Consider the following 24,711-nt stretch of genomic DNA (forward strand, 5'->3'; position numbering starts at 1 on the left):
GTTCCTTGTGATCGCGGAGGCACGCATACTCGGGGTGTGACCGCGTACGAACTCCCGGATGAACCCGGTGCCGGTTCCGGCCCCGCGCAGCGGCCGGACCCCGCCGCGTACGACGCCGTCGTGCTCGCGGGGGGCGCCGCCCGCCGCCTCGGCGGCGCCGACAAACCCGGTGTGCGCGTGGGCGGCCGGGCCCTGCTCGACCGCGTCCTCGCCGCGTGCGCGGGCGCCCGCGGCACCGTCGTCGTCGCCGCGCCCCGGTCGACGGCACGGCCCGTGACCTGGGCCCACGAGGACCCGCCCGGCGGCGGCCCCCTCGCCGCGCTGGACGCCGGGCTCCGGCACACCACGGCGGAGCACGTCGTGGTGCTCTCCGCCGATCTGCCGTTCCTGAAGGAGCGCACCGTCGACCGGCTGCTGAGCACGCTCCGGGCGAGCGCCGCCGACGGCGTGCTGCTGACCGACCCCGAGGGACATGACCAGCCCCTCGTGGCCGCGTACGACGCGCTTCGGCTGCGCGAGGCGCTCGCGCTCCTGACCGACCGGCACGACGCCCTCGCCGGTCTCCCGCTGCGGCGCCTCATCGCCGAGCTGAACCTCACCCGCATCTCCGACCCCGTCGCGTCCTTCGACTGCGACACCTGGGACGACATCGCCACCGCCAGGGCACGTATCAGGGAGCATGGGCACGTGTTGGATGAATGGATTTCCGCCGTCAAGGACGAACTGGGGGTCGACCTCGACGTCGACACCCGCCTGCTGCTCGACCTCGCCCGCGACGCCGCCCACGGTGTGGACCGGCCGGCGGCGCCGCTGACCACCTTCCTCGTCGGCTACGCGGCCGCACGGGCGGGCGGCGGCCCGGAGGCGGTCGCCGAGGCCGCCCGCAGGGCCGCGGCTCTCGCCACCCGCTGGGCGGAGGAAAGTACCGCAGGGGCCCAAACCTCCGGCGCCCCGCCCCAGCCCGACGTCGCCCCTGACGCCACGCCCGACACCCGCCCGGACGCCGGATGACCCCGCACGGCACACGCGCCGGTGAGGACGCCGAGGACCTCGACGTCGAGGAGGTGCTCGCCCTCGTGAACAACAGCAACGACCTGCCCGGCCCCGCCGAACGGGGTGAGACGGACAGCCGCCGCGCCTCCGGCCGGCCGGACACCTCTCCACGGCCCGACACCCGCCACCACGCCACCCCCTGGCCGCAGGCCCGGGCCACCGCCGAACGCGCCGCCCGGAGCACCGCCCGGGCCACCCGCCGCCGGCCCGTCTCGGTGCCTCTCGAAGCTGCCCTCGGCCTCACCCTGGCAGCCCCCCTCGACGCCCTCACCGACCTCCCCTCCTTCGACACCTCCGCGATGGACGGCTGGGCGGTCGCCGGGCCCGCCCCCTGGGACGTACGGGACGACGGCGTCCTGGCCGGGCACGCCGTGCTCGAGCCCCTGAGCGACGGCGAGGCCGTCCGGATCGCCACCGGCGCCCGCATCCCCCCGGACACCACTGCCGTTCTGCGCAGCGAGCACGGCCGCACCGACGACACGGGCCGCCTGTACGCGACCAGGGACGTCGTGCCCGGCCAGGACATCCGCCCGCGCGGCCAGGAGTGCCGCATCGGCGACCAGTTGCTCCCCGTCGGCACCCTCGTCACCCCGGCCGTACTCGGTCTCGCGGCCGCCGCCGGATACGACACCGTCACCGCCGTCCCACGCCCTCGTGCCGAAGTCCTGGTCCTGGGCGACGAGTTGCTCACCGAGGGGCGGCCGCACGACGGGCTGATCCGGGACGCGCTCGGTCCGATGCTGCCGCCCTGGCTGCGGGCGCTCGGCGCCGAGGTCACCGCCGTACGGCGTATCAGCGACGACGCCGACGCCCTGCACCAGGCGATCACCACGTCCGGCGCCGATCTCGTCGTCACCACCGGCGGCACCGCCGCGGGCCCCGTCGATCACGTCCACCCGACCTTGCGCCGTATCGGTGCCGAACTCCTCGTGGACGGTGTCAAGGTGCGCCCCGGCCACCCCATGCTGCTGGCGCGCATCTCGGAGAACCAGCACCTCGTCGGCCTGCCGGGCAACCCGCTCGCCGCCGTCTCCGGACTGCTGACGCTCGCCGAGCCGTTGCTGCGGACCCTCGCGGCCCGGCCGGCCCCGGAGCCGTACACGCTGCCGCTCAGGGACGCCGTGCACGGACACCCGTACGACACCCGGCTCGTCCCGGTCGTCCTGCGAGGCGACCAGGCCGTGCCGCTGCACTACAACGGACCGGCCATGCTGCGCGGCATCGCGGCGGCGGACGCGCTGGCCGTCGTACCCCCAGGCGGTGCGCGTCCGGAGCAGGAGGCGGAACTACTCGACCTGCCCTGGGCGTCCGCAGGAATCGGGGTGTGTTTCACGTGAAACTTCCGGGCCAGGACGCGATCGCCCGCCAGGCGGACGAGCATCTGGTGACCCATCGGGTGAAACTCCCGAGGAAAGTGGTGGAGCACCCGGTCCGCCAGGTCACCAAGCGGCTGTCCATCGCACTGGTGGTCCTCGTCGTGACCGCGCTGATCGTCTACGCCGACCGCGACGGCTACAACGACAACGCGGGCGGAGGCATCAGCCTCCTCGACGCGTTCTACTACGCGACCGTCACCCTCTCCACCACCGGCTACGGCGACATCACCCCGGCCAGCGATGCCGCCCGGCTCACGAACATCCTCGTCATCACCCCCCTGCGCGTGCTGTTCCTGATCATCCTGGTCGGCACCACCCTCGAAGCCCTCACCGAACGCACCCGTGAGGAGTGGCGACTGAACCGCTGGAGGTCCACGTTGCGCGATCACACCGTCGTCATCGGCTTTGGCACGAAGGGCAGGTCGGCGATCCGGACCGTCTGCGCGGCGGGTCTGAAGAAGGAACAGGTCGTCGTGGTCGACCCGAGCTCCAAGGCGATCGACGCCGCGACCGCCGAGGGCTACGTCGGCATCGTCGGGGACGCGACGCGCAGTGAGGTGCTGAACCGGGCCGAGGTGCACAAGGCGCGACAGATCATCATCGCCACGCAGCGCGACGACACGGCGGTCCTGGTGGCGCTGACGGCCCGGCAGCTCAACCGCGGGGCGAACATCGTGGCCGCGGTGCGGGAGGAGGAGAACGCGCCGCTGCTGAAGCAGTCGGGTGCCGACGCGGTCATCACCAGCGCCAGCGCCGCGGGCCGTCTGCTCGGTCTCTCCGTGCTCAGCCCCTCCGCGGGCATGGTGCTGGAGGACCTCATCCAGCAGGGCAGTGGGCTGGACATCGTCGAGCGGCCGGTGGTCAAGGCCGAGGTGGGCAAGACCACGCGGGAGATCAACGACCTGGTGGTGAGCGTCATACGCGGTCACCGGGTGCTCGGCTACGACGATTCGGCCGTCGGGACGCTGGAGCTGACCGACCGGCTCATCACGATCGTGCGGGCGACGCCCGGCACACAGGTCGCGCCCGACACCCGGCCGTTGCCGCGGATGCCCCGCAGTTGACCGGCGAGACGAGAGGCCGGCCGCCGCGCACGCCCCCGTGCGCGACGGCCGGCCAGGACCCGCGGCCTACTTCCGGTTGTACAGCCGCATCGTGATCGGCCCGAAGACCAGCACGAACAGCCCGGCCCAGCCCAGCGACCAGGCGACCTCGGCGGCCGGCCAGTCGCCGCCCATCAGGCCGCGCACCGCCGTCGCCAGATGGGTGATGGGGCTGTTGTTGACGAAGGCCTGGAGCCAGCCCGGCATCGTCTTCGGGTCGACGAAGACGTTGGACAGGAAGGTGAGCGGGAAGATGACCATCATGCTGACGCCCATCACCGACTTCTCGGTGCGCAGCATCAGCCCGAACATCGTCCAGATCCACGAGAAGGCGAACGAGAACAGCACCAGCAGGGCGATCCCGGCGAGCACACCGCCGATGCCGCCGTCCGGCCGGTAGCCGAGGATGATGCCGACGGTGAGCATCACGACGGACGCGATCGTGTACCGCAGGGCGTCGCCGAGCAGATAGCCGACCATCGTCGACGGCCGCCAGATCGGCAGGCTGCGGAACCGGTCGAAGACGCCCTTCTCGATGTCGGTGTTGACCGAGACGCCCGTGTACATGGTGATCATCACGACCGACATCACGAGGATGCCCGGCAGCAGGAACTGGATGTACTCCCTCGGCGAGCCGGCCAGCGCCCCGCCGAACAGGTACGTGTACATCAGCACCATCATGATCGGGAACGCCGTGACGTCGAAGAGCTGCTCCGGCACGTGCTTGATCTTGAGGATCGCCCGCCAGCCGAAGGTCATCGAGGCCGACCAGGCGCTGGGCCGGGGCGGACGCTCCTTGGAGATGAGCAGCGCGGCGAGGGATTCGGTGCTGACCGGGGCGAGGTCCTTGCTCTCGGTGGTTGTCGCGGTGCTCATGCCGCCACCTCGTCCTTCGGGTCGTGGGAGTGGCCGGAGCCGTCGGCGTGGTCGGATTCGTGCGTGTCGTGGCCGGTGAGGGCGAGGAACACCTCGTCCAGGCTGGGCTGGCCCAGTGAGAAGTTGTCGACGGTGATTCCGGCCTGGGCCAGCTCGCTGAGCGCGCGGGACGCCTGCTGGGCGGCGCTGTCGTCGCTCGCGGCCGTACCGAGACGGGCGGTCAGGGCCAACGGGTCGTGTTCCAGCTGCACCTGCGCGTCGAGGGTCCGGCGCAGCAGGTCCGCCGCCAGGGTCCGCTGGTCCGGATCTCGCAACCGTAGATGGACGGATCCGGCGCCGACGGACGACTTCAGCTCGCCCTTGGTGCCCTCGGCGATCACCCGGCCGCGGTCGATGACGGCGATCCGGGACGCCAGCTGGTCGGCCTCGTCCAGGTACTGCGTGGTCAGCAGCACGGTGGTGCCCTGGGCGACGACGGCACGCACGATGTCCCAGACCTGGTTGCGGCTGCGCGGGTCGAGGCCTGTCGTCGGCTCGTCGAGGAACAGCAGGTCGGGAGTGTTGAGGATGGATGCGGCGATGTCGATGCGGCGCCGCATGCCGCCCGAGTAGTGCTTGACCTGCTTCGCGGCCGCCTCCGTGAGCCCGAAGGCCTCCAGGAGCTGGGCGGCACGGTTCCGGGCGGCCTTCTTGTGGTGGCCGAGCAGCCGGCCCAGAAGGACCAGGTTCTCGAGGCCGGTGAGGTCCTCGTCCACCGAGGCGTACTGGCCGGTGAGGCTCACCCTGCCGCGCACCTCGTCGGCCTCGCGGACGATGTCGTGGCCGAAGACATGGGCCTCGCCGCCGTCCGGCCGGAGCAGTGTGGCGAGCATCTTCACGGTGGTGGTCTTGCCGGCGCCGTTCGGGCCGAGGACGCCGTAGACCGTGCCCGCGGGCACGGTCAGGTCCACTCCGTCGACCGCTCTCGTCTCGCCGAACGTTTTCACCAGGCCCGCGGTCTCGATCGCCAGGCCGGACGTCTGCGTGCTCATGTGTCGGGTCCTTCCGAGTACGTGGGCTACGCATGGGGAGACCTTTACCGTCGCGCAAACTCATCGGTCCCGCATATGGATTTTCGCCAGGACCGGACCAACGACGGAGGCGGAGTCGGCCCGGGGGCGGAGCGGAGTCGGTCCGGCGACCGAGGAGTACCGTCCCTCTCATGCATGCGATCACGATTCCCGAACCTGGTGGGCCCGAGGCGCTGGTCTGGGACGAGGTCCCGGATCCCGTGCCCGGCGAGGGCGAGGTCCTGGTCGAGGTGACGGCCGGTGCCGTCAACCGGGCCGACATCCTGCAACGGCAGGGCTTCTACGACCCCCCGCCCGGCGCGTCCCCCTACCCCGGCCTGGAGTGCTCCGGGCGGATCGCCGAGATCGGCCCCGGTGTCTCCGGCTGGAAAAACGGCGACGAGGTGTGCGCGCTGCTCTCCGGCGGCGGTTACGCCGAGAAGGTGGTCGTCCCGGCCGGACAGCTGCTGCCCGTGCCCGAGGGCGTCGGCCTGAAGCAGGCCGCGGCCCTGCCCGAGGTGACCTGCACCGTCTGGTCGAACGTCTTCATGATCGCCCACCTGCGCCCGGGCGAGACGCTGCTCGTGCACGGCGGCTCCAGCGGCATCGGCACGATGGCCATCCAGCTGGCCAAGGCCGTCGGCGCGCGGGTGGCCGTCACGGCCGGCACCAGGGAGAAGCTGGACCGGTGCGCCGAGCTGGGCGCCGACATCCTGGTCAACTATCGCGAGCAGGACTTCGTCGAGGAGGTCAGGAAGGCCACGGACGGCGCCGGTGCCGACGTCATCCTCGACAACATGGGCGCCAAGTACCTGGAGCGCAACGTCAGGGCCCTCGCCGTCAACGGCCGGCTCGCGATCATCGGCATGCAGGGCGGCGTCAAGGGCGAGCTGAACATCGGCGCCCTGCTCGCCAAGCGCGCCGCCATCACAGCGGCGTCCCTGCGCGCCCGGCCGCTGGAGGAGAAGGCGGCCATCGTCGCTGCCGTGCGTGAACACGTCTGGCCCCTGTTCGCCGGCGGCCGCCTGCGCCCGGTCGTCGACCGCGAGCTCCCGATGCCGGACGCGGCCGCCGCCCACCGGGTCGTGGAGGAGAGCGGCCACATCGGCAAGGTGCTGCTGGTCACCCCGCAGGGCGCCTGAGGCCCCTGCGGACCTAGACCCGCCGCAGCCGCAAGGCGAAGAAGGCGAGTCCGAGGCCGAGGCCGATCAGCACCAGGCCGCTGCCCAGCGGCAGGATGCGCAGGACCGGCCCGACCGGGCGGTCGGCGCGCGCGGCGGCGGCCTCCCGTACGGGCTGCTCCGTCGCCGGGGAGGGCTCGGGGACGGCTTCCCGGGGTTCCTCGGGTGCGGCGGTGACCTCACCGTCGCCCCGCTCCTCGGCGTCCTCGGGCCGTCCCGGCCGTTCCAGCCCCTCACCGGCCCGTGTCCCGGCCCGCGAGGGCTTGCCCGGGGCGGAGGGTGCGGAGGGGGCGGCGAGGGCACCGCCCACGGCGTCGTCGTACGCGACGACGCCGTGGGCGAGGTCAGAGCCGTACGACTGGACAGAGCTGGAGTACTGGACAGAGCCGTACGACTGGACGGACTGGACAGCTCCGTACGAGACGCCGGCCCCGTACGGTGAGACGACCGCACCCGCCCCCAGGGCGACCGCCAGTCCCGTCGCCCGCAGTGCGCGTTGCCATGGAGTCACGTTGGTGACCCCCTCCCGCCGTGCCCGGTAGGGCAAGTTCGGCAAGTTCGGTCAGATCGAGGCAATCAGCCTCACACCGCCCCCCTCGTCCGGCACTCCGGGTTCGGCCGACAGGCGGAATCGCCGCACGAGCCGGATTCACCCTTTGGTGAGCAACCCGAGGCCTGACGCACACGTCTCTCCCAGCACGGTGGATCCGCCTCCTGCGGGGGCACCACGGAGGTGAGGTGCAGGCGTGCGAGAGAATGGCGGAATGGAGATGCCGAGGAACGAAAGGTCGCCGGAGAACCCGCAGATCCTGGTCGTGGGCCAGGACGGCATGGCGCTCAGCGGCGGTGGCGGAGACGAGGACTCCCGCGAGACTCCGATCACGGAACAGGTGGAGCAGCCCGCGAAGGTCATGCGGATCGGCAGCATGATCAAGCAGCTTCTGGAGGAGGTGCGTGCGGCTCCCCTGGACGAGGCCAGCAGGGTGCGGCTCAAGGAGATCCACGCCAGCTCGGTGAAGGAGCTGGAGGACGGGCTGGCGCCCGAGCTGGTCGAGGAGCTGGAGCGCCTCTCCCTGCCCTTCACGGACGAGGCGACCCCGAGCGACGCGGAGCTGCGCATCGCGCAGGCCCAGCTGGTGGGCTGGCTGGAGGGCCTCTTCCACGGGATCCAGACCACGCTGTTCGCCCAGCAGATGGCGGCCCGCGCTCAGCTGGAGCAGATGCGCCGCGCCCTCCCGCCGGGCGTCGGCCATGAGGGCCTCGACGAGCAGCACCCGGGCGGACGTTCGGGCGGACCGTACCTGTAACGGGTCCGCACCTGTCACGCGTCCGCGTACCTGCCATACGAAGGGCCCGGCAGCCGAAGCTGCCGGGCCCTTCCGCGCGCGGCGGTCAGCCCGACGGGTTGCCCGTGGAGACGTTGAGCTCGATGTCGGGCATGTCCTTCGGGTCCACGTCGGTACCGGCGGACGGGAACTGGTTCATGACCGTGCCCTCGCCGTAGGTGTTCTCGTCGATGATGTCGATCGACTTTTCCCAGCCTGCTGCTGGAGGCAGGCCTTGACCGAGTCGATGTTCTTGAACTTGAAGTTCGGCATCCGGATCTTCTCGGGGTCGTTGTACGACTCCTGCGGCTCCGTGCACTCCTCGGTGTCGATCGTCTTCGACGGGTCGGGCCCGCGGTAGCCCGGCTTCTGGGCCGCCGAGGCCGACGCACTCGCGCTGGTGCCCCCGCCGCCCTGGTCCTCGCTGCCGCCGTTCACCAGCAGGGCCGCGACCAGGCCGCCGACCGCGACGACGGACACCACGATCGAGCCGATGATCACCGGCTTGTTGCTCCTGCCGCCGCCCGAGGAGCCCGGCGCGGTCTGCGGCGTGAGGTTGTACGTCGGCGGGGTCGACGAACCCGGCTGCGGGGAGTACGCGGCGGTGGCCGGCGTCTGGTAGCCGCCCTGCTGCGGGTAGCCGTACGCCGGGGACGGCGCCGCCGGGGCGGGCGTGCCGTACGGATTGGGGGGCGGGGCCGGCTGGTACGGCGTCTGGACCTGGCCCGAGGGCGCCGGGGGCGCCTGGTCGACCGGCGGGAACACGGCCGAGCCGACGTCCGCGCCGCTCGGGGTCTGCGCGCCCGGGACGATGCTCGGCGGGGCGGGCTGGAAGGACGCCGCCACGCGCAGGCACTCGTCGCGCATGGCCTCGGCGCTGGGGAAGCGCTCGTTCGGGTTCTTCTTCAGCGCGCGGGCGATCAGCGCGTCCACGGCCGGGGGCAGCGCGCGGTTGACCGAGGACGGAACCGGCGGCTCCTCCTGCACGTGCGCGTACGCGACGGCCAGCGGCGAGTCCGCGTCGAACGGCAGCCGCCCGGTCACCAGCTGGAACAGCATGATGCCGACCGAGTACAGGTCGGAGCGGGCGTCCACGCCGCGGCCGAGGGCCTGTTCCGGCGAGAGGTACTGCGGGGTGCCGACGACCATGCCGGTCTGCGTCATCGACGTCACGCCGGACTGCATGGCGCGGGCGATGCCGAAGTCCATGACCTTGACCACGCCGCGCTTGGTCATCATCACGTTGCCCGGCTTGATGTCGCGGTGGACCAGGCCCATCTCGTGGCTGATCTCCAGCGCTGCGAGCACGTCAGCGGTGATCTTCAGTGCCTTGTCGGCGGGCATCGCGCCCTGCTGCCGTACGTCCTCGTCGAGCACGGAGCCGAGCGGGCGGCCCTCGACGTACTCCATGACGATGTACGGCGTCGTCATGCCGTCGAGGGTGTCCTCGCCGGTGTCGAAGACCGAGACGACGTTGGTGTGCGTGAGCTTGGCCACGGACTGGGCCTCGCGGCGGAACCGCTCCCGGAAGGCCTGTTCCCGGCCGAGGTCGGTGTGAAGTGTCTTGATCGCGACCTGTCGGTCGAGCACGCTGTCGTACGCGAGGTGCACCGAGGCCATGCCGCCCTGGCCGAGCAGATCACGCAGCTGATAGCGGCCATTGGCGAGCGCCTGCCCCGTGTACTGGCCCTGTGCGCCGTCCTGGCTCATGTTCCGTTTCCCCCGTAGCCCTTGAGGCGCCGCGGACTACCGCTGATCCGTCGCTGATCGCGTTGATCCAAACCGCCATTCCCGGCCAAGTCTGCCCCAGGGCACTGACACGTCAAGCTCGGTGCCCGTTCCGTGACCGTACGCGAAGGAAGCGTCGCGGAAGCGTTACAGGGGGCGTAGGGCCGGTGCACAGAATTTGCACGACAGTGCGGAGTGAAGGTTTCATGACGCGTCCGTCCCGTGCCGGTCCTGGCACCCGTCTCGGACCGGCGGCTTGCGCGGAGGCTGTAGCGTGGCCGACGGAGACCGTAACAACACCGCGCGCACCGCGGGCAGAAACGACGGCGAGGACTGATGGCACAGCAGCAGCGCGCTCAGGGCCCGTCCGAACCCGAGGCGACTGGCGGCGGCATGTCGGACGCGCCGGAGTCCTGGGGTAACGGCGGGCTGGTCGGGGACGGCCGGTACCGGCTGACCCACAGACTCGGCCGGGGCGGCATGGCCGAGGTGTTCGCTGCCGAGGACGTCCGCCTCGGGCGCACCGTAGCCGTCAAGCTGCTCCGTTCCGACCTCGCCGAGGACCCGGTGTCCAAGGCGCGCTTCACGCGCGAGGCCCAGTCGGTCGCCGGCCTCAACCACCACGCGATCGTCGCCGTGTACGACTCCGGCGAGGACGTCGTCGGCGGCCAGTCCGTGCCCTACATCGTCATGGAGCTGGTCGAGGGCCGCACCATCCGCGACCTGCTGCTGAATGCCGAGGCGCCGGGCCCCGAGCAGGCCCTGATCATCGTCTCGGGCGTCCTCGAGGCGCTCGCCTATTCGCACCAGCACGGCATCGTGCACCGCGACATCAAGCCGGCCAACGTCATCATCACGCACAACGGCGCTGTGAAGGTGATGGACTTCGGCATCGCCCGCGCCCTGCACGGCGCGCAGTCCACGATGACGCAGACCGGCATGGTCATGGGCACCCCCCAGTACCTGTCGCCCGAGCAGGCGCTCGGCAAGGCCGTCGACCACCGCTCCGACCTGTACGCGACGGGCTGCCTGCTCTACGAACTTCTCGCACTGCGTCCGCCGTTCACCGGCGAAACCCCGCTGTCGGTCGTCTACCAGCACGTCCAGGACATCCCGACGCCTCCCTCCGAGGCCTCCGACGCCTGCCCGCCCGAGCTCGACGGCCTGGTCATGCGCTCCCTCGCCAAGGATCCGGACGACCGTTTCCAGACGGCCGAGGAGATGCGCGGCCTGGTCCAGTACGCGCTCCAGATGCTCTACGACCAGGGCGGCCACACCGGCACCTGGAACACCGGCCCGGTCGACATGCACGAGGGCCTGGCACACCCCGTCGGGCGGCTTCGCCCACACGGCCGTGATGGGCCACCCCGGGGACGCCTCCGGCACCACGCAGATCCCGTCGCCGATCCTGCCCGCCGGCTACGGCGGCGGTGACGACGGCGGCTTCGAGGGCCACGGCAACAAGGGCGGCGGCCGCGGCAAGCTGTGGATCCTCGCCGTGCTCGCGGTGATCGCCGTCGCGGCGGGTGTCGCCCTGGCGCTCCAGACCACGGGCGGTGACACGAAGGGGCCCGGCACCACACAGTCGCCGACCACCTCGAAGACGACCGAGAAGACGACGCCCAGCGAGACGCCGAGCGACGCGGTGACCGACGAGCCGACCGACACGTCCACGGACGACGGAACCGGCACGAGCTCCGGCGGCGGCGGGTACACACCGTCGTACACCCCGTCCTACACGCCGTCGCAGAGCGCTCCCGAGACGCCCACCGGCCAGCCGACGGACCAGCCGACCACCCAGGAGCCGACCGGCGACCCGACGGCCACGCAGCCCTCGGCCCCGGAGACGCCGACGGACCCGGCGGGCGGTACCGACGGGGGTTCCACAGGGGGTGTCGTCGGAGGCCAGGGCGGCGCCTCCTGACCGGACGGCGGCAAAGCACGGATGATCCACGCGCGCGTGGGGCCCCGGAAACGGGCCCCACGCGCGCGTGCCGTTTCGGCGCGCCGGAAAGTGGACTCTTCCCGTGACCTGGGTCACCGGGTTAACGTGCGGTTGCTCCGGCCTCCTGCAAGGCTGTGACCAGCGCCCCTTCCACACCTTCCCGATTTACTTGGATATCCAAGCAAAATCGCAGGTCAGAGGGGGTTTCACAGAAATGTGATGCACTGGGTAACGTGCCTTTTGCAGGGCGCTCGCCGGGGCACCTGTCACGCCTGTTCCCGGTCGAGTGGCACCCACCCCGTGCCCGGTGGCCGGAACAGGTGAGCCGCACTGGCCTACCGGCAACCCCGGGGGCCGGACCGACGGAGGAGCACACGTGACCGTGGAGAGCACTGCCGCTCGCACACCGCGACGCAGCGCCGGAAGCAAGGCCGGCACCACCGGCACCAAGCGCACCACCCGCACGACCGCCAAGAAGGACGCCGGCGCGAAGGGCACCGAGCCCCAGCTCGTGCAGCTGCTGACGCCCGAAGGCAAGCGCGTGAAGAACGCCGAGTACGACAAGTACGTCGCCGGTGTCACCCCGGACGAGCTCCGCGGCCTGTACCGCGACATGGTGCTCACCCGCCGCTTCGACGCCGAGGCGACCTCCCTCCAGCGCCAGGGCGAGCTGGGCCTGTGGGCCTCGCTGCTCGGCCAGGAGGCCGCCCAGATCGGCTCCGGCCGGGCCCTGCGCGACGACGACTACGTGTTCCCCACCTACCGCGAGCACGGCGTCGCCTGGTGCCGCGGGGTGGACCCGACCAACCTGCTCGGCATGTTCCGCGGCGTGAACAACGGCGGCTGGGACCCCAACGGCAACAACTTCCAGCTCTACACGATCGTCATCGGCTCCCAGACGCTGCACGCCACCGGCTACGCCATGGGCATCGCCAAGGACGGCGCGGACAGCGCGGTGATCGCCTACTTCGGCGACGGCGCCTCCAGCCAGGGGGACGTGGCCGAATCGTTCACCTTCTCCGCGGTCTACAACGCTCCCGTCGTGTTCTTCTGTCAGAACAACCAGTGGGCCATCTCCGAGCCGACCGAGAAGCAGTCCCGCGTCCCGATCTACCAGCGCGCGCAGGGCTTCGGCTTCCCGGGTGTCCGTGTGGACGGCAACGACGTGCTCGGCTGCCTCGCGGTCACCCGGTGGGCCCTGGAGCGGGCCCGCGCCGGCGAGGGCCCGACCCTCGTCGAGGCGTTCACGTACCGGATGGGCGCTCACACCACCTCCGACGACCCGACCCGGTACCGGGGTGATGAGGAGCGCCAGGCCTGGGAGGCCAAGGACCCGATCCTGCGCCTTCGCCGCTACCTGGAGGCCTCAAACCACGCGGACGAGGGATTCTTCGCGGAACTGGAGACCGAGTCCGAGGCGTTGGGCAAACGAGTGCGCGAGGCGGTCCGTGCCATGCCGGACCCGGACCACTTCGCCATCTTCGAGAACGTCTACGCGGACGGACACGCGCTGGTCGACGAGGAACGCGCCCAGTTCGCCGCGTACCAGGCGTCGTTCGCGGATGAGGGGGGAACTGAGATGGCCGACAAGATGGCCCTGGCCAAGGCGATCAACGAGTCGCTGCGCCGCGCCCTGGACTCCGACCCCAAGGTCCTGATCATGGGCGAGGACGTCGGCAAGCTCGGCGGTGTCTTCCGCGTGACGGACGGCCTGCAGAAGGACTTCGGCGAGAACCGCGTCATCGACACCCCGCTGGCCGAGTCGGGCATCGTGGGCACGGCGATCGGCCTGGCCCTGCGCGGCTACCGCCCGGTGGTGGAGATCCAGTTCGACGGCTTCGTCTTCCCGGCCTACGACCAGATCGTCACGCAGCTGGCGAAGATGCACGCCCGCTCGCTGGGCAAGGTCAAGCTCCCGGTCGTCGTCCGCATCCCCTACGGCGGCGGCATCGGCGCGGTGGAGCACCACTCGGAGTCCCCCGAGTCGCTGTTCGCGCACGTGGCGGGCCTGAAGGTCGTCAGCCCGTCGAACGCGTCGGACGCGTACTGGATGATGCAGCAGGCCATCCAGAGCGACGATCCGGTGATCTTCTTCGAGCCCAAGCGCCGCTACTGGGACAAGGGCGAGGTCGACACGGAGGCGATCCCGGGCCCGCTGCACAAGGCCCAGGTGGTCCGTGAGGGCACCGACCTGACCCTCGCCGCCTACGGCCCGATGGTGAAGCTCTGCCAGGAGGTCGCCGACGCGGCCGCCGAGGAGGGCAGGAACCTGGAGGTCCTCGACCTGCGCTCGGTCTCCCCGATCGACTTCGACTCGATCCAGGCGTCGGTGGAGAAGACACGCCGCCTGGTCGTCGTCCACGAGGCACCGGTGTTCTTCGGCTCGGGCGCGGAGATCGCCGCGCGGATCACGGAGCGCTGCTTCTACCACCTGGAGGCCCCGGTGCTCCGGGTCGGCGGCTACCACGCGCCGTACCCGCCGGCCCGCCTGGAGGAGGAGTATCTGCCGAACCTGGACCGGGTGCTGGATGCCGTCGACCGCTCGCTGGCGTACTGAGGAGAGGGTCGTGACGACGATGACGGAAGCGTCCGTGCGCGAGTTCAAGATGCCCGACGTGGGCGAGGGGCTCACCGAGGCCGAGATCCTCAAGTGGTACGTCCAGCCCGGTGACACGGTCACGGACGGCCAGGTGGTGTGCGAGGTCGAGACGGCGAAGGCGGCCGTCGAGCTGCCCATCCCGTACGACGGCGTGGTCCGGGAGCTGCACTTCCCCGAGGGCACCACGGTCGCCGTGGGCACGGCGATCATCGCGGTGGACGTGAGCGGAGGGGCCGCGCCCGCGCCCGCCGCCGAGCAGCCCGCGACGGCCCGGCCCGCTGAGGAGCCGAAGGCGGAGGGCTCCGGTCGCCAGCCGGTCCTGGTCGGCTACGGGGTGGCGACGTCCTCCACCCGCCGCCGCCCGCGCAAGGGCCCGGAGGTCCAGGTCCAGCAGGCCTCGACAGCGATCCAGACGGAGCTGAACGGCCACGGGGCGGCGCCCTCGGCCGCCCCCGCCGTCAAGGAACGCCCCCTCGCCAAGCCCCCGGTCCGCAAGCTGGCCAAGGACCTGGGCGTCGATCTGACGACGGTCGTCCCGACCGGCCCGGACGGCATCATCACCCGCGAGGACGTGCACGCGGCGGTGGCCGCACCGCAGCCGGAGGCTTTCGCGTCCGCCGCCCCGGCACCCGCGCAGACAGCGGTGTCGTACGACACCGCCCGCGAGACCCGGATCCCGGTCAAGGGCGTCCGCAAGGCGACGGCGGCGGCGATGGTCGGCTCGGCGTTCACCGCGCCGCACGTCACCGAGTTCGTCACGGTCGATGTGACGCGCACGATGAAGCTGGTCGATGAGCTGAAGGAGGACAAGGAGTTCGCGGGCCTGCGCGTGAACCCCCTCCTGCTGATCGCCAAGGCACTGCTCGTCGCGATCAAGCGGAACCCGGACATCAACGCGTCCTGGGACGAGGCCGCCCAGGAGATCGTGGTCAAGCACTACGTGAACCTGGGCATCGCGGCCGCGACCCCGCGCGGTCTGATCGTGCCGAACATCAAGGACGCCCACACCAAGACGCTGCCGCAGCTGGCCGAGTCGCTGGGCGAGCTGGTGTCGACGGCCAGGGAGGGCAAGACGTCCCCGGCCGCCATGCAGGGCGGCACGGTGACGATCACCAACGTCGGCGTCTTCGGCGTCGACACGGGCACGCCGATCCTCAACCCCGGCGAGTCCGCGATCCTCGCGGTCGGTGCGATCAAGCTCCAGCCGTGGGTCCACAAGGGCAAGGTGAAACCCCGCCAGGTCACCACTCTGGCCCTGTCGTTCGACCACCGCCTGGTCGACGGTGAGCTCGGTTCGAAGGTCCTGGCGGACGTGGCGGCGATCCTGGAGCAGCCGAAGCGTCTGATCACCTGGGCGTGAGCCGACCGCGGCGGCCCCCTGCCCCACCCGGGCAGGGGGCCGCCGACGTCTGTCCGGAGGTTAACCCGCGGTACGCCGAAGAGCACAAGAAGCTCCTCAGACCCGCCCAAGTACCCCACAGTAAGCGGTTTAGCCGACCATACGATCAATCTTCATGCGCGACCCCATGGTGCTCAAGGCCCAGAGATTCGTGAACTCCGTCTACGGCAGCCGTATCGGTACGACGGTGGAGGAAACCGGCGAAGCCGACTGGGCGACCACGTACGCCCTGACCCGTGCCCTCCAGTACGAGCTGGGCATCACGGCACTGTCCGACAACTTCGGCCCCACCACGCTTTCCACGCTGACCGCCAAATATCCCAAGCTGAACGCGGACAGCGTCCCCTCCCCCGACTTCTGCCGCATCATCCAGTCCGGCCTGTACTGCAAGGGCTGCGACGGCGGCGACCTGGACGGCACGTACGGCGAGCGGGTCCAGGCGGCCGTCACCAAGCTCAAGACCGACATGGGCGTCGAACAGGCCTTTCCCGGCGCGGATCTGACGCCCAAGGTGTTCAAGGCGCTGCTGACGATGGACGCGTACGTCCTCGGCACCTCCGGCACCCAGCAGGTCCGCGAGGTGCAGCGCTGGCTCAACGGGCGCTATCTGAACCGGCAGGACTTCTTCGTCCTCGCCTGCGACGGGCGCGTGTCCCGGGACCTGGCCCGGGCGCTGGTCTTCGGCGTGCAGTACGAGCTCGGCATGGCCGACGGCACCGCCAACGGCAACTTCGGCCCCGGCACCCGGTCGGCCCTGAGGTCACACCCCGTGCGGCAGGGCGACAAGGGCGTCTACGTCCAGCTGTTCTCCGCCGGGATGGTCGTGAACCGGCGGCCCGTCGCCCTCACCGGTACCTTCGACTCCTACCTCGCGGCAGCCGTCCGGGCCTTCCAGACCTTCGTCGCGCTCCCGGCCACGGGCGAGGGCGACTTCTCCACCTTCGCCTCCCTCCTGGCGTCCTACGGCGACCAGTCGCGCCAGGGCAAGGCCTGCGACACCATCGCCAAGGTCACCCCGGCGCGCGCGGCGACCCTCAAGGCCGCCGGGATCACGTACGTCGGCCGGTATCTCACCAACCCGAGCGCCACCTCCCTGCCGGAGAAGGCCATCCAGCCGGGTGAGTTGCAGGTCTTCGCCCAGCACGGCCTGCGCTGCTTCCCGATCTACCAGACCGTCAACAACGACGCCTCGGACTTCGACTACGTCGCCGGGCGGACGGCCGGGTACGCGGCGGTCAACGCAGCCCTCGACCACGGCTTCAAGCGAGGGACCCGGATCTTCTTCGCCGTCGACTTCGACGCGATCGACGCCGAGATCACCGCGAACGTCCTGCCCCACTTCAAGGGCATCGAGGAGGCGATGGCGGACTCCGGCCACCCGTACGAGATCGGGGTCTACGGCTCCCGCAACGTCTGCGCGCAGGTCGGCGCGGCCGGCTACTCGACGGCGAGCTTCGTGGCCGACATGTCCCCGGGCTTCGACGGCAACGCCGGGCGCCCGCTGCCGAAGGACTGGGCCTACGACCAGTTCGTCATCCGCACCCTCGGCTCGGGCGACGGGCAGCTCGAGGTCGACGTCGACATCGCCTCGGGCCGGGACACCGGGCAGGGCTCCTTCAACCGGCCGCGGCCCGCCGCCCCGGACGTCGCCCTCGACGAACGCCAGGTGCCGGCGCTGCGGGCCGACCTCGCGCGTTACATGCGGTCGATCGGACGCCCGGACCTGGGCGGCGTGGGCGGCGACGCCGGGCTCTACACCAACGCCCAGGCGGTCGAGGCGATCCAGGACCAGGACGGGCTGATCACCGAGCTGTCGCACACGTACACGATGCGCAAGGCACTGATCCAGACGGCCGTCTACTGGGCCATGCGCGACTACAGCCTCGCCGACCAGGCCACCGACCAGCAGGTCGCCGACCACCACCTCACGGGCTCCGGCTCCGTGAAGGACTCGCACACCGGCATCGGGCAGATCAGCGGCTCCGACGCCATCCAGGCCTGGAACCACTGCATCGGCTGGGGCTACACCACCGGCGACCGCCGCGACCCGGCCAAGGACGCCGACCTCTGGTCCGTGTGGCAGCAGCTGAGCAAGGACAACGCGTTCAGCGTGCGCACCGCGGCCCTGGTCCATCTGTGGGGCGTCCGGGGCAGGCCGGGCGGCCGGCTGCCGCCCGGCGACCGGGTCACCACCCCGCGGTCGATGCGCCTGGACCTCGCCGAGTTCGAGATCACCGAGCTGCTGCGCCGCTACCGGGCCTGGGACCCCGACGTGGAGGCGCAGACGCACCAGAGCCTGGCCGTCTACCAGATCTTCGAGAAGTACAACAGCATCGCCCGCAACGCGTGAATCGCTGGAATGAGAGCCCGTTGAACCTCAACCTGCCCAGGATCCCCCGTAGAGGGCCCCGCCCCGCCGCGCACCGCCGCGGTGTGTCCCGCCGCGCCCTGCTCGGCCGTATCGCCGCCATCGGCGGTGCCGTGGGCGTCGCCGCCCTGCCCGTCTCGCACTTCCTGTCCCAGGCGTACGCCGACGCTAACAACCCCATTCCGGGCCGCGTACGGGACGCCCTGCGCAGCGCGCAGGACCGGACTCGGCGCGTGCTGGCCGGTTCGCGCTCCCACAACGGCTGGGAGATGGAGAACGTCGCGGACGACGGCGGCACCGTCTACACCCGCCCCGTGCCCGGCACCCCCCTCAAGGGCATCGCCGTCCGCATGGGCGACGTGGAGACCGTCCTCGTCCACCTGGTGCGCCGGTTCCACTACGAGGTCGACAGGCTGCGCCGGGGCGATGTCGTCGGCTGGCACGCCCCGTCCGGCGTCGGCAAGAGCCTGCCGGAGTCCAATCTGGCATCCGGCACGGCGGTGCGGATCCGGCCGGGCTTCTACCCGCGTGGTGTCCGGGGCGGCTTCTTCCCGCAGCAGGAGGTCGTGATCCGCGACATCCTCGCCGAGCTCGACGGCGTCGTCCGCTGGGGCGGCGACGACCCGACGCCCGACGAGTCGCTGTTCTCCATCGACGTTCGGCCCGGCGACCAGCGGCTGGCCCAGGTCGCGGCGCGGATCCGTGGCTGGCAGCTGGAGCCGGGAGCCGGTGCGGGTTCCCCGGTGAACGTGCTGGCCGGCGGCCGTCGTAAGGCCGCCCGGGCGCTGGAGCGCCGTCAGCGGACAGCGGCCTGACGAGCGAAGGGGGGCTCACCGCCGACGGCGGTGAGCCCCCTTTTGCTGTGCGCCGTCCTACTTCGCGAAGCCGTAGTTCAGCAGCTTCGTCGCGTCCGACTTCCGCGTGGTCGCGTTGGTCGAGGACAGGACCGTGCCGATGACCGTCTTGCCGTTGCGGGTGGCGGCGAAGACCAGGCAGTACCCGGCCTCCGGGCCGGAGCCGGTCTTCACACCGATCGCGCCGGTGTAGCTGCTCAGCAGCGGGTTGGTGTTCTCCCACGGGGCCATCGTCCGCGTGCCACCGGACTTCGTGGTCGTCTTCGCCGTGTACTTCTTCGTCTTGACGACCGTGCGGAACGTGGCGTTCTTCATCGCGCTGCCGGCGAGCTTCGTCAGGTCGCGCGGTGTCGAGTAGTTGGCGCCCTTGCCGATGCCGTCGAACGAGTCGAAGTGGGTGTTCTTCAGACCCAGGCCCTTGGCGGTGGTGTTCATCTTGCCGATGAACGACTTCACGCGCGCCGCCCGCGTCGAGCCCGAGCCGAACTTGTCGGCGAGCGCGTACGCCGCGTCGCAGCCGGACGGCAGCATCAGCCCGTACAGCAGTTGGCGGACGGTGACCTTGTCGCCGACGATCAGCTTGGCGTTCGACGCCCAGTTGTTGTCGACGATGTAGTCGCTGTACGCCTTCTGGATCGTGACCTTGCTGTCCAGGTTGAGGTTCGGCTGCTTCAGCACCACCAGGGCCGTCATGATCTTGGTGGTCGAGCCGGTGGAGCGGCGGGTGTCGGCCGCCTTGGTGTAGAGCGACGTGCCGGTCGCGTTGTTCATCACGTAGCCGCCCTTGGCGGCGATCGAGGGCGCGGTGGCGGCCTGCGCGGGCACAGCGGTGAGGGCTCCGGTCGCGAGCATGGCGCCGGTGGTCACGGCGGCGGCCGCAGCTCTGCGGAGACGGGTGCCCTTAATGCCGGTTATCAAGTGAAGTACCCCGATTGCGTTGAATGCCCCATCGGTGCGGCCGAGTTGAGGACGAGGGGAAAGGGGCCGCACGTGTCTGACTTGTAACTAGCACAGGTGGTTGTGCTGTTGCTGCAGAGGCCCCGGCTTTGCCACAGATGTGTGACATTCGAGTCCGCATACTGGACGAATGCATTCATGCGTACCTGTTGTATCTATGCTGTCGGCATGACCCTGGCCGTGAAGCACCCCCCGCCGCCGACCGCGTCTACACCCACGTCAAGCAGGGCGTCCTGGAGCGCCGTTACGAGGGCGGGACCCTCCTCACCGAGGGCGAGCTCGCCGAGGCCGTGGGGGTCTCGCGCACGCCGGTGCGCGAGGCGCTGCTCCGGCTGGAGGCCGAGGGGCTGATCCGGCTCTACCCGAAGAAGGGCGCCCTCGTCCTGCCGGTCTCCGCGCAGGAGATCGCCGACGTCGTCGAGACACGGCTGCTCGTCGAGGAGCACGCGGCGCGCAAGGCCGTGCCCGCGCCCGCCGGGCTCATCGAGCGCCTGGAGGAGCTGCTGGCCCGGCAGAAGAAGCAGGCCGCCGCCGGAGACCTCGCGGGGGCCGCCGTCACCGACCGCTGCTTCCACGCCGAGATCGTCCGCAGCGGCGGCAACGAGATCCTCTCCCGGCTCTACGACCAGCTGCGCGACCGCCAGCTGCGGATGGGCGTCGCCGTCATGCACTCCCACCCCGACCGGATCGCCAAGACCCTCGCCGAGCACGAGGAGATCCTCGACGCGCTGCGCGCCGGGGACGCCGAGGCGGCCGTCGGGCTGGTCCACCGGCACGTCGGCTGGTTCTCGCACCTGGCCCGGGGGGAGGTCCGATGAGCAGCACGCTGCCGGGTGATCCTCCGGGCGGCCGGCGCGCGCTGGCCGTCTGGGGCATCGGCGTCTCGGTCTACTTCGTCGCGGTCATCTTCCGCACGTCCCTGGGCGTGGCCGGCCTCGACGCGGCCGACCGCTTCCACGTCAACGCCTCCGCGCTCTCCACCTTCTCGATCCTCCAGCTGCTGGTCTACGCCGGCATGCAGATACCCGTCGGCCTGCTCGTCGACCGGCTCGGCACCAAGAAGGTGCTGGCCCTCGGGGCGGTGCTGTTCACGGCCGGGCAGCTGGGCTTCGCGTTCTCCCCGTCGTACGGCATGGCGCTCGCCTCCCGGGCGCTGCTCGGCTGCGGTGACGCGCTGACGTTCATCAGCGTGCTGCGGCTTGGCAGCCGGTGGTTCCCGGCCCGGCGCGGGCCGCTCGTCGCCCAGTTCGCGGGGCTCGTGGGCATGGCGGGCAACCTCGTCTCCACGCTCGTCCTGGCCCGGCTGCTGCACGGCGTCGGCTGGACGGCGGCCTTCGCGGGCAGCGCGGCCGCCGGAGCCGCGGTGTTCGTCCTGGTGCTGCTGTTCCTGAAGGACCACCCCGAGGGCCACGAGCCGCAGCCGCTTGCGCACCAGGGCGCGGCCTACGTACGGCGGCAGATCGCCGCCGCCTGGCGGGAGCCGGGGACGCGGCTCGGGCTGTGGGTGCACTTCACGACCCAGTTCCCGGCGATGGTGTTCCTGCTGCTGTGGGGCCTGCCGTTCCTCGTCGAGGCCCAGGGACTGTCCCGGGCCACGGCCGGCGAGCTCCTCACCCTGGTCGTGCTGTCGAACATGCTCGTCGGCCTGGTCTACGGCCAGATCGTCGCCCGGCACCACGGGGCCCGGCTGCCGCTCGCGCTCGGCACGGTCGGGACGACGGCGGCTCTGTGGGCGGCGACGCTGGCCCACCCCGGCCCGCACGCCCCGATGTGGTTGCTGATCGTGCTGTGCACGGTGCTCGGGGCATGCGGGCCCGCGTCGATGATCGGCTTCGACTTCGCCCGCCCGGCGAACCCGCCCGAGCGGCAGGGCACGGCCTCCGGCATCACCAACATGGGCGGCTTCGTGGCCTCCATGACCACACTGTTCGCGGTCGGGGTTCTGCTGGACGCCACCGGCGACGACTACACCGTGGCCTTCTCGGTGGTGTTCGTGCTCCAGGGGCTCGGGGTCGCGCAGATCCTGCGGCTGCGCAGGGAGGCGGCCCGGCGCGAGCGGGAACGGCTGGTGGCGAGCCGGGTGGAGACGGTGCACGTCCCGGCCTAGATCACCAGATCAACGGGCCACCACTGGTACCAGGGTGAGATACGCGAGCCCCAGGACGCCGCGGTAGGTGAGCCAGGCGGCTCGGTGGCCGTCGGCGCGCTGCCGTGTCTCGTCGGCCAGGGGGTGGTCGGGGTGCCGGGCGAGCCACACCTCGGTGTCCGCGAGGTACGCCGACTCGAACTCCTCCCATTCGTCGAGGCTCGCGGTCTCCGTCCACTCCGGGCGGAACCCCGCGTCGACGGCCAGGCCGACGAGGGTCGCGAGGTCGGGGTGGTCGGTGGCTTTCGCGTCCGGCCACATGCGGGACAGTTCGGCCTCGGTCGGGGGGCGGTGCCAGAAGCCCTCGCCGAGGAGGACGCGGCCGTGGTCGGAGACGAGCCTGCGGAGGTCGCCGAGGGCCTGGGGCAGCTGGCTGCCGAGGGCCTGGCTTGCACCGACGCACAGGACGAGGTCGGCGGGGCCGTGTGGGGTGTTGGCGGCGGATTCCTCGAGGAAACGGACCCGGTCGGTGAGGCCCCGTTCCTCGGCGGTCCGGCGGGCTCGGGCCAGGTCGTCGGCGTTGATGTCGATGCCGGTGCCGGTTGCCTTCGGGGTCGCGGCCAGCATGCGGAGCATCAGTTCGGCCCAGCCGCAGCCGATGTCGAGGACGGTTGCGGGGGCGTTGCCGGACAGGCGCGTCACCAGCTGGTCGGCCCGTGCTTCGGACAGGGGGCCGTGGAAGATGAGGCGGGTGTGGCGGGGTGGGGTTGTCATGCTCGGGGACGCTACGGGGGCGGTGGGCGGGCGGCATGGAGTTTTTTGCCGCACTGTCCGTCGATGCCGGGGGCGGGTGGGTGCGCAGCCCGGGCGGAGCGGGGTGCCTCCCCCAAGCTCTCGGCTTCGCTCGAGCCGGGGGCACCCCCGTCGCCCACCCGTGCCGCCCCAGCGGCACGACTGCCCGCAGCTCAGCCGGGTGCCGCAGCTGGATGCCTACTGCGTCACCGTGAAGTTCCTGAGGATCGCCGTCGTCAGGTCCGGGTCGCCCTCCGCTTTCACCCTGTCGGTCACCGACTCCGGTGTCACGCGGCCGCAGGCCAGGCGTACGTACGTCTCCCAGTCGAGGGTGAGGGTGGCGGCGGGGCCGAGGGCGGGGGCCGTTTCGAGGGTGCCGCGGCCCTGGATGTCGACGCGGATCGTGCGCAGGAACTCGACGGGGCCGTGGACGTCGAAGACGACGGCCGAGCTGCGCGGTGCCTGCGCGTCCTCGGCGACCACGCGCGGGAGTTCGCCGAGCAGCACGTCACGGGCGACGTGCGCGCCGGGGGAGTCGAGGTTGCCGGGCCGGCCGAGGGCCGTGCGCAGGTCCTGCTCGTGCACCCACACGTCGAAGGCGTGCCGGCGCATGGACTCCTCGAGGGTCAGCTCCGTGCCGAGCGGGCCGCGCACCTTCGTGCCCGGGTCGCGAGACTCGTTGCGCAGCTGGCGGTTGCGGCGGATGATCACGTACTCCAGCTCGGAGGTCATCTCCGGCGCCGTGTGGTGACGGCGGACGTCGACCTGCATCTCCATGTAGCGCTGGTGGTCGTTCGTCACGTGGAAGAGGTCGCGCGGCAGACTGTGGATGGGGCGCGGGTCGCCCAGCATCTCGCAGTCCAGTCCGATGACATGGGAGACCACGTCCCGCACCGACCACCCGGGGCACGGCGTCCGCCGGTTCCACTCGGCCTCCGCGAGCGACTGGAGCAGCTCGGATATCGCTTCGATGGAGTGGGTCCAGGCGTCGGCGTAGGGCTGGAGGGTGGGATGCAGACTCACGGAACGGGACCCCTCGGCGGTCGGTGCACGGGCAGGTGGTGGCGGCGTTGCCAGTGGGAGGTGGCGGCTGTCGGCGGGTGTCTTGGCAGCTAAGTTACGCTGCTGTGAGGCACCCCGGCAGTGCTTTCGTGTGACGATCGTAGGCCCGAGGGGAAGCCCTTGTGGACGGGTCGAATGCCAGGACGGTGGTAGTGTGCGCGCCTCTGTGATCCAGATCGCCGTAGAAGAGGGCGAATCGGTCGAATCGCGCCGCCGACGGGCGGCCTCGATGGTCCGGGACCAGGCCGGGGCCGATCTCGTCGTCCTGCCGGAGCTGTGGACCACGGGTGCCTTCGCCTACGAGGGGTTCGCGCAGGAGGCCGAGCCGCTCGAAGGGCCGACGTACGAGGCGATGGCGAAGGCCGCGAGTGACGCGGGCGTGTGGCTGCACGCCGGGTCGGTTCCCGAGCGTGACCCGGAAGGTCCCCTGTACAACACCTCCCTCGTCTTCTCCCCGGCCGGTGACCTCGCCGCCGTCTACCGCAAGATCCACCGGTTCGGCTTCGACAAGGGCGAGGCCGTGCTGATGGGCGCGGGGACCGAGCTGGTGACAGTCCGTCTGCCGTCGACCACCCTGGGCCTCGGCACCTGTTACGACCTCCGTTTCCCCGAACTGTTCCGCGGTCTCGTCGACGCCGGTGCCGAGACGCTCGTGGTCCCGGCGGGCTGGCCGGAGCGCCGCCGGTCCCACTGGACGCTGCTGGCCCAGGCGCGGGCGGTCGAGAACCAGTCGTTCGTCGTCGCGTGCGGAACGGCCGGGACGCACGCCGGAGTTCCGCAGGCCGGTCACTCGATCGTCGTCGACCCGTGGGGCGAGGTGCTGGCCGAGGCGGGCGCCGACGAGGAGGTCCTGACGGTGGAGTTCGACCCGGGGAAGGTCGCGACGACGCGGGAGCAGTTCCCGGCGCTGAAGGACCGGGTGCTGGGACTCCAGCCGCCGCGCCGGCAGTCGTAGGCC

Annotated in this window: 18 protein-coding genes and 3 pseudogenes; 14 read left to right on the forward strand and 7 right to left on the reverse strand. The window is 71.2% G+C overall.

Features of this window, described 5'->3' with window-relative positions; genetic code table 11:
- Window positions 1-36: 36 nt before the first annotated feature.
- The 3 genes from V8690_RS21465 to V8690_RS21475 are packed head-to-tail and all read left to right on the forward strand — an operon-like array spanning window position 37 to window position 3,493.
- Complete coding sequence (locus V8690_RS21465) at window positions 37-1,011, forward strand: NTP transferase domain-containing protein (RefSeq protein WP_338781184.1); 975 nt, start codon at window positions 37-39, stop codon at window positions 1,009-1,011.
- Window positions 1,008-2,390 (forward strand): molybdopterin molybdotransferase MoeA, encoded by a 1,383-nt coding sequence (locus tag V8690_RS21470; RefSeq protein WP_338781185.1) that lies wholly within the window; start codon window positions 1,008-1,010, stop codon window positions 2,388-2,390. Before V8690_RS21465 ends, V8690_RS21470 begins: the two co-directional genes overlap by 4 nt.
- Window positions 2,387-3,493, forward strand: coding sequence for a potassium channel family protein (locus V8690_RS21475; protein ID WP_338781186.1), 1,107 nt, complete (start codon window positions 2,387-2,389; stop codon window positions 3,491-3,493). The genes V8690_RS21470 and V8690_RS21475 overlap by 4 nt, the downstream gene beginning before the upstream one ends.
- A 66-nt stretch (window positions 3,494-3,559) precedes the next feature.
- Here V8690_RS21475 and V8690_RS21480 read toward each other — a convergent pair whose 3' ends face one another.
- Entirely contained in the window at window positions 3,560-4,408 is an 849-nt protein-coding gene (locus V8690_RS21480) for an ABC transporter permease (RefSeq protein ID WP_338781187.1), read from the reverse strand.
- Window positions 4,405-5,439 (reverse strand): ATP-binding cassette domain-containing protein, encoded by a 1,035-nt coding sequence (locus tag V8690_RS21485; protein ID WP_338781189.1) that lies wholly within the window; start codon window positions 5,437-5,439, stop codon window positions 4,405-4,407. The genes V8690_RS21480 and V8690_RS21485 overlap by 4 nt, the downstream gene beginning before the upstream one ends.
- Window positions 5,440-5,609: 170 nt before the next feature.
- Here V8690_RS21485 and V8690_RS21490 point away from each other — a divergent pair, with 170 nt between their 5' ends.
- Window positions 5,610-6,599 carry an NAD(P)H-quinone oxidoreductase gene (locus tag V8690_RS21490; RefSeq protein ID WP_338781190.1) on the forward strand — a complete coding sequence of 330 codons (990 nt, stop codon included), beginning with the start codon at window positions 5,610-5,612 and terminating at the stop codon, window positions 6,597-6,599.
- 13 nt (window positions 6,600-6,612) lie between these two features.
- Here the strand turns inward: V8690_RS21490 and V8690_RS21495 are convergent, their stop codons facing one another.
- The gene (locus V8690_RS21495) at window positions 6,613-7,149 is read right to left on the reverse strand and encodes a hypothetical protein (protein ID WP_338781191.1); all 537 of its coding nucleotides are present in this window, start codon (window positions 7,147-7,149) and stop codon (window positions 6,613-6,615) included.
- Between the two features lie 253 nt (window positions 7,150-7,402).
- Between V8690_RS21495 and V8690_RS21500 the strand changes: the two genes are divergently transcribed.
- Window positions 7,403-7,945, forward strand: coding sequence for a bacterial proteasome activator family protein (locus V8690_RS21500; protein ID WP_338781193.1), 543 nt, complete (start codon window positions 7,403-7,405; stop codon window positions 7,943-7,945).
- 85 nt (window positions 7,946-8,030) lie between these two features.
- Here V8690_RS21500 and V8690_RS21505 read toward each other — a convergent pair.
- Window positions 8,031-9,673, reverse strand: a pseudogene (locus tag V8690_RS21505) (protein kinase).
- A gap of 354 nt (window positions 9,674-10,027) precedes the next feature.
- Between V8690_RS21505 and V8690_RS21510 the strand changes: the two are divergent.
- The 6 genes and pseudogenes from V8690_RS21510 (at window position 10,028) to V8690_RS21535 (ending at window position 18,817) form a co-directional block, all read left to right on the forward strand.
- Window positions 10,028-11,615: pseudogene (locus V8690_RS21510) on the forward strand (protein kinase).
- Window positions 11,616-12,012: 397 nt separating this feature from the next.
- Window positions 12,013-13,197 (forward strand): annotated as a pseudogene (gene pdhA / locus V8690_RS21515) (pyruvate dehydrogenase (acetyl-transferring) E1 component subunit alpha); the annotation flags it as partial.
- A 30-nt stretch (window positions 13,198-13,227) separates the two neighbouring features.
- Window positions 13,228-14,193, forward strand: coding sequence for an alpha-ketoacid dehydrogenase subunit beta (locus V8690_RS21520; protein ID WP_338785417.1), 966 nt, complete (start codon window positions 13,228-13,230; stop codon window positions 14,191-14,193).
- 10 nt (window positions 14,194-14,203) lie between these two features.
- Window positions 14,204-15,595, forward strand: a complete 1,392-nt coding sequence (locus tag V8690_RS21525) for a dihydrolipoamide acetyltransferase family protein (protein ID WP_338781194.1) — start codon at window positions 14,204-14,206, stop codon at window positions 15,593-15,595.
- Between the two features lie 154 nt (window positions 15,596-15,749).
- Window positions 15,750-17,984 carry a glycoside hydrolase domain-containing protein gene (locus V8690_RS21530; protein ID WP_338781195.1) on the forward strand — a complete coding sequence of 745 codons (2,235 nt, stop codon included), beginning with the start codon at window positions 15,750-15,752 and terminating at the stop codon, window positions 17,982-17,984.
- Between the two features lie 20 nt (window positions 17,985-18,004).
- Entirely contained in the window at window positions 18,005-18,817 is an 813-nt protein-coding gene (locus V8690_RS21535; RefSeq protein WP_338781197.1) for a hypothetical protein, read from the forward strand.
- 57 nt (window positions 18,818-18,874) lie between these two features.
- Here the strand turns inward: V8690_RS21535 and V8690_RS21540 are convergent, their stop codons facing one another.
- Window positions 18,875-19,774 carry a serine hydrolase gene (locus V8690_RS21540; RefSeq protein WP_338781198.1) on the reverse strand — a complete coding sequence of 300 codons (900 nt, stop codon included), beginning with the start codon at window positions 19,772-19,774 and terminating at the stop codon, window positions 18,875-18,877.
- A 188-nt stretch (window positions 19,775-19,962) separates the two neighbouring features.
- Here V8690_RS21540 and V8690_RS21545 point away from each other — a divergent pair, with 188 nt between their 5' ends.
- A complete protein-coding gene (locus tag V8690_RS21545) occupies window positions 19,963-20,631 on the forward strand; it encodes a GntR family transcriptional regulator (protein WP_338781199.1) in 669 nt (222 codons plus the stop codon).
- Window positions 20,628-21,920 (forward strand): MFS transporter, encoded by a 1,293-nt coding sequence (locus V8690_RS21550; protein ID WP_338781200.1) that lies wholly within the window; start codon window positions 20,628-20,630, stop codon window positions 21,918-21,920. Before V8690_RS21545 ends, V8690_RS21550 begins: the two co-directional genes overlap by 4 nt.
- 9 nt (window positions 21,921-21,929) lie before the next feature.
- Here V8690_RS21550 and V8690_RS21555 read toward each other — a convergent pair whose 3' ends face one another.
- Window positions 21,930-22,673 (reverse strand): methyltransferase domain-containing protein, encoded by a 744-nt coding sequence (locus V8690_RS21555; protein WP_338781202.1) that lies wholly within the window; start codon window positions 22,671-22,673, stop codon window positions 21,930-21,932.
- A gap of 216 nt (window positions 22,674-22,889) precedes the next feature.
- Window positions 22,890-23,714 (reverse strand): maleylpyruvate isomerase family mycothiol-dependent enzyme, encoded by an 825-nt coding sequence (locus tag V8690_RS21560; RefSeq protein WP_338781204.1) that lies wholly within the window; start codon window positions 23,712-23,714, stop codon window positions 22,890-22,892.
- A gap of 193 nt (window positions 23,715-23,907) precedes the next feature.
- Here V8690_RS21560 and V8690_RS21565 point away from each other — a divergent pair, with 193 nt between their 5' ends.
- Window positions 23,908-24,708, forward strand: coding sequence for a carbon-nitrogen family hydrolase (locus tag V8690_RS21565; protein WP_338781205.1), 801 nt, complete (start codon window positions 23,908-23,910; stop codon window positions 24,706-24,708).
- The last annotated feature ends 3 nt before the right edge of the window (window positions 24,709-24,711 follow it).

Origin of the sequence: Streptomyces sp. DG1A-41 (assembly GCF_037055355.1) — a bacterium.
GTDB lineage: Bacteria > Actinomycetota > Actinomycetes > Streptomycetales > Streptomycetaceae > Streptomyces.

Bases quoted from the DNA above. Each gene is read 5' to 3' on its own strand.
- V8690_RS21555 (WP_338781202.1), bottom strand. From the start codon at position 22,673: ATGACAACCCCACCCCGCCACACCCGCCTCATCTTCCACGGCCCCCTG.
- V8690_RS21480 (WP_338781187.1), bottom strand. From the start codon at position 4,408: ATGAGCACCGCGACAACCACCGAGAGCAAGGACCTCGCCCCGGTCAGC.
- V8690_RS21520 (WP_338785417.1), top strand. From the start codon at position 13,228: ATGGCCCTGGCCAAGGCGATCAACGAGTCGCTGCGCCGCGCCCTGGAC.
- V8690_RS21530 (WP_338781195.1), top strand. From the start codon at position 15,750: ATGCGCGACCCCATGGTGCTCAAGGCCCAGAGATTCGTGAACTCCGTC.
- V8690_RS21550 (WP_338781200.1), top strand. From the start codon at position 20,628: ATGAGCAGCACGCTGCCGGGTGATCCTCCGGGCGGCCGGCGCGCGCTG.
- V8690_RS21490 (WP_338781190.1), top strand. From the start codon at position 5,610: ATGCATGCGATCACGATTCCCGAACCTGGTGGGCCCGAGGCGCTGGTC.
- V8690_RS21500 (WP_338781193.1), top strand. From the start codon at position 7,403: ATGGAGATGCCGAGGAACGAAAGGTCGCCGGAGAACCCGCAGATCCTG.
- V8690_RS21470 (WP_338781185.1), top strand. From the start codon at position 1,008: ATGACCCCGCACGGCACACGCGCCGGTGAGGACGCCGAGGACCTCGAC.
- V8690_RS21485 (WP_338781189.1), bottom strand. From the start codon at position 5,439: ATGAGCACGCAGACGTCCGGCCTGGCGATCGAGACCGCGGGCCTGGTG.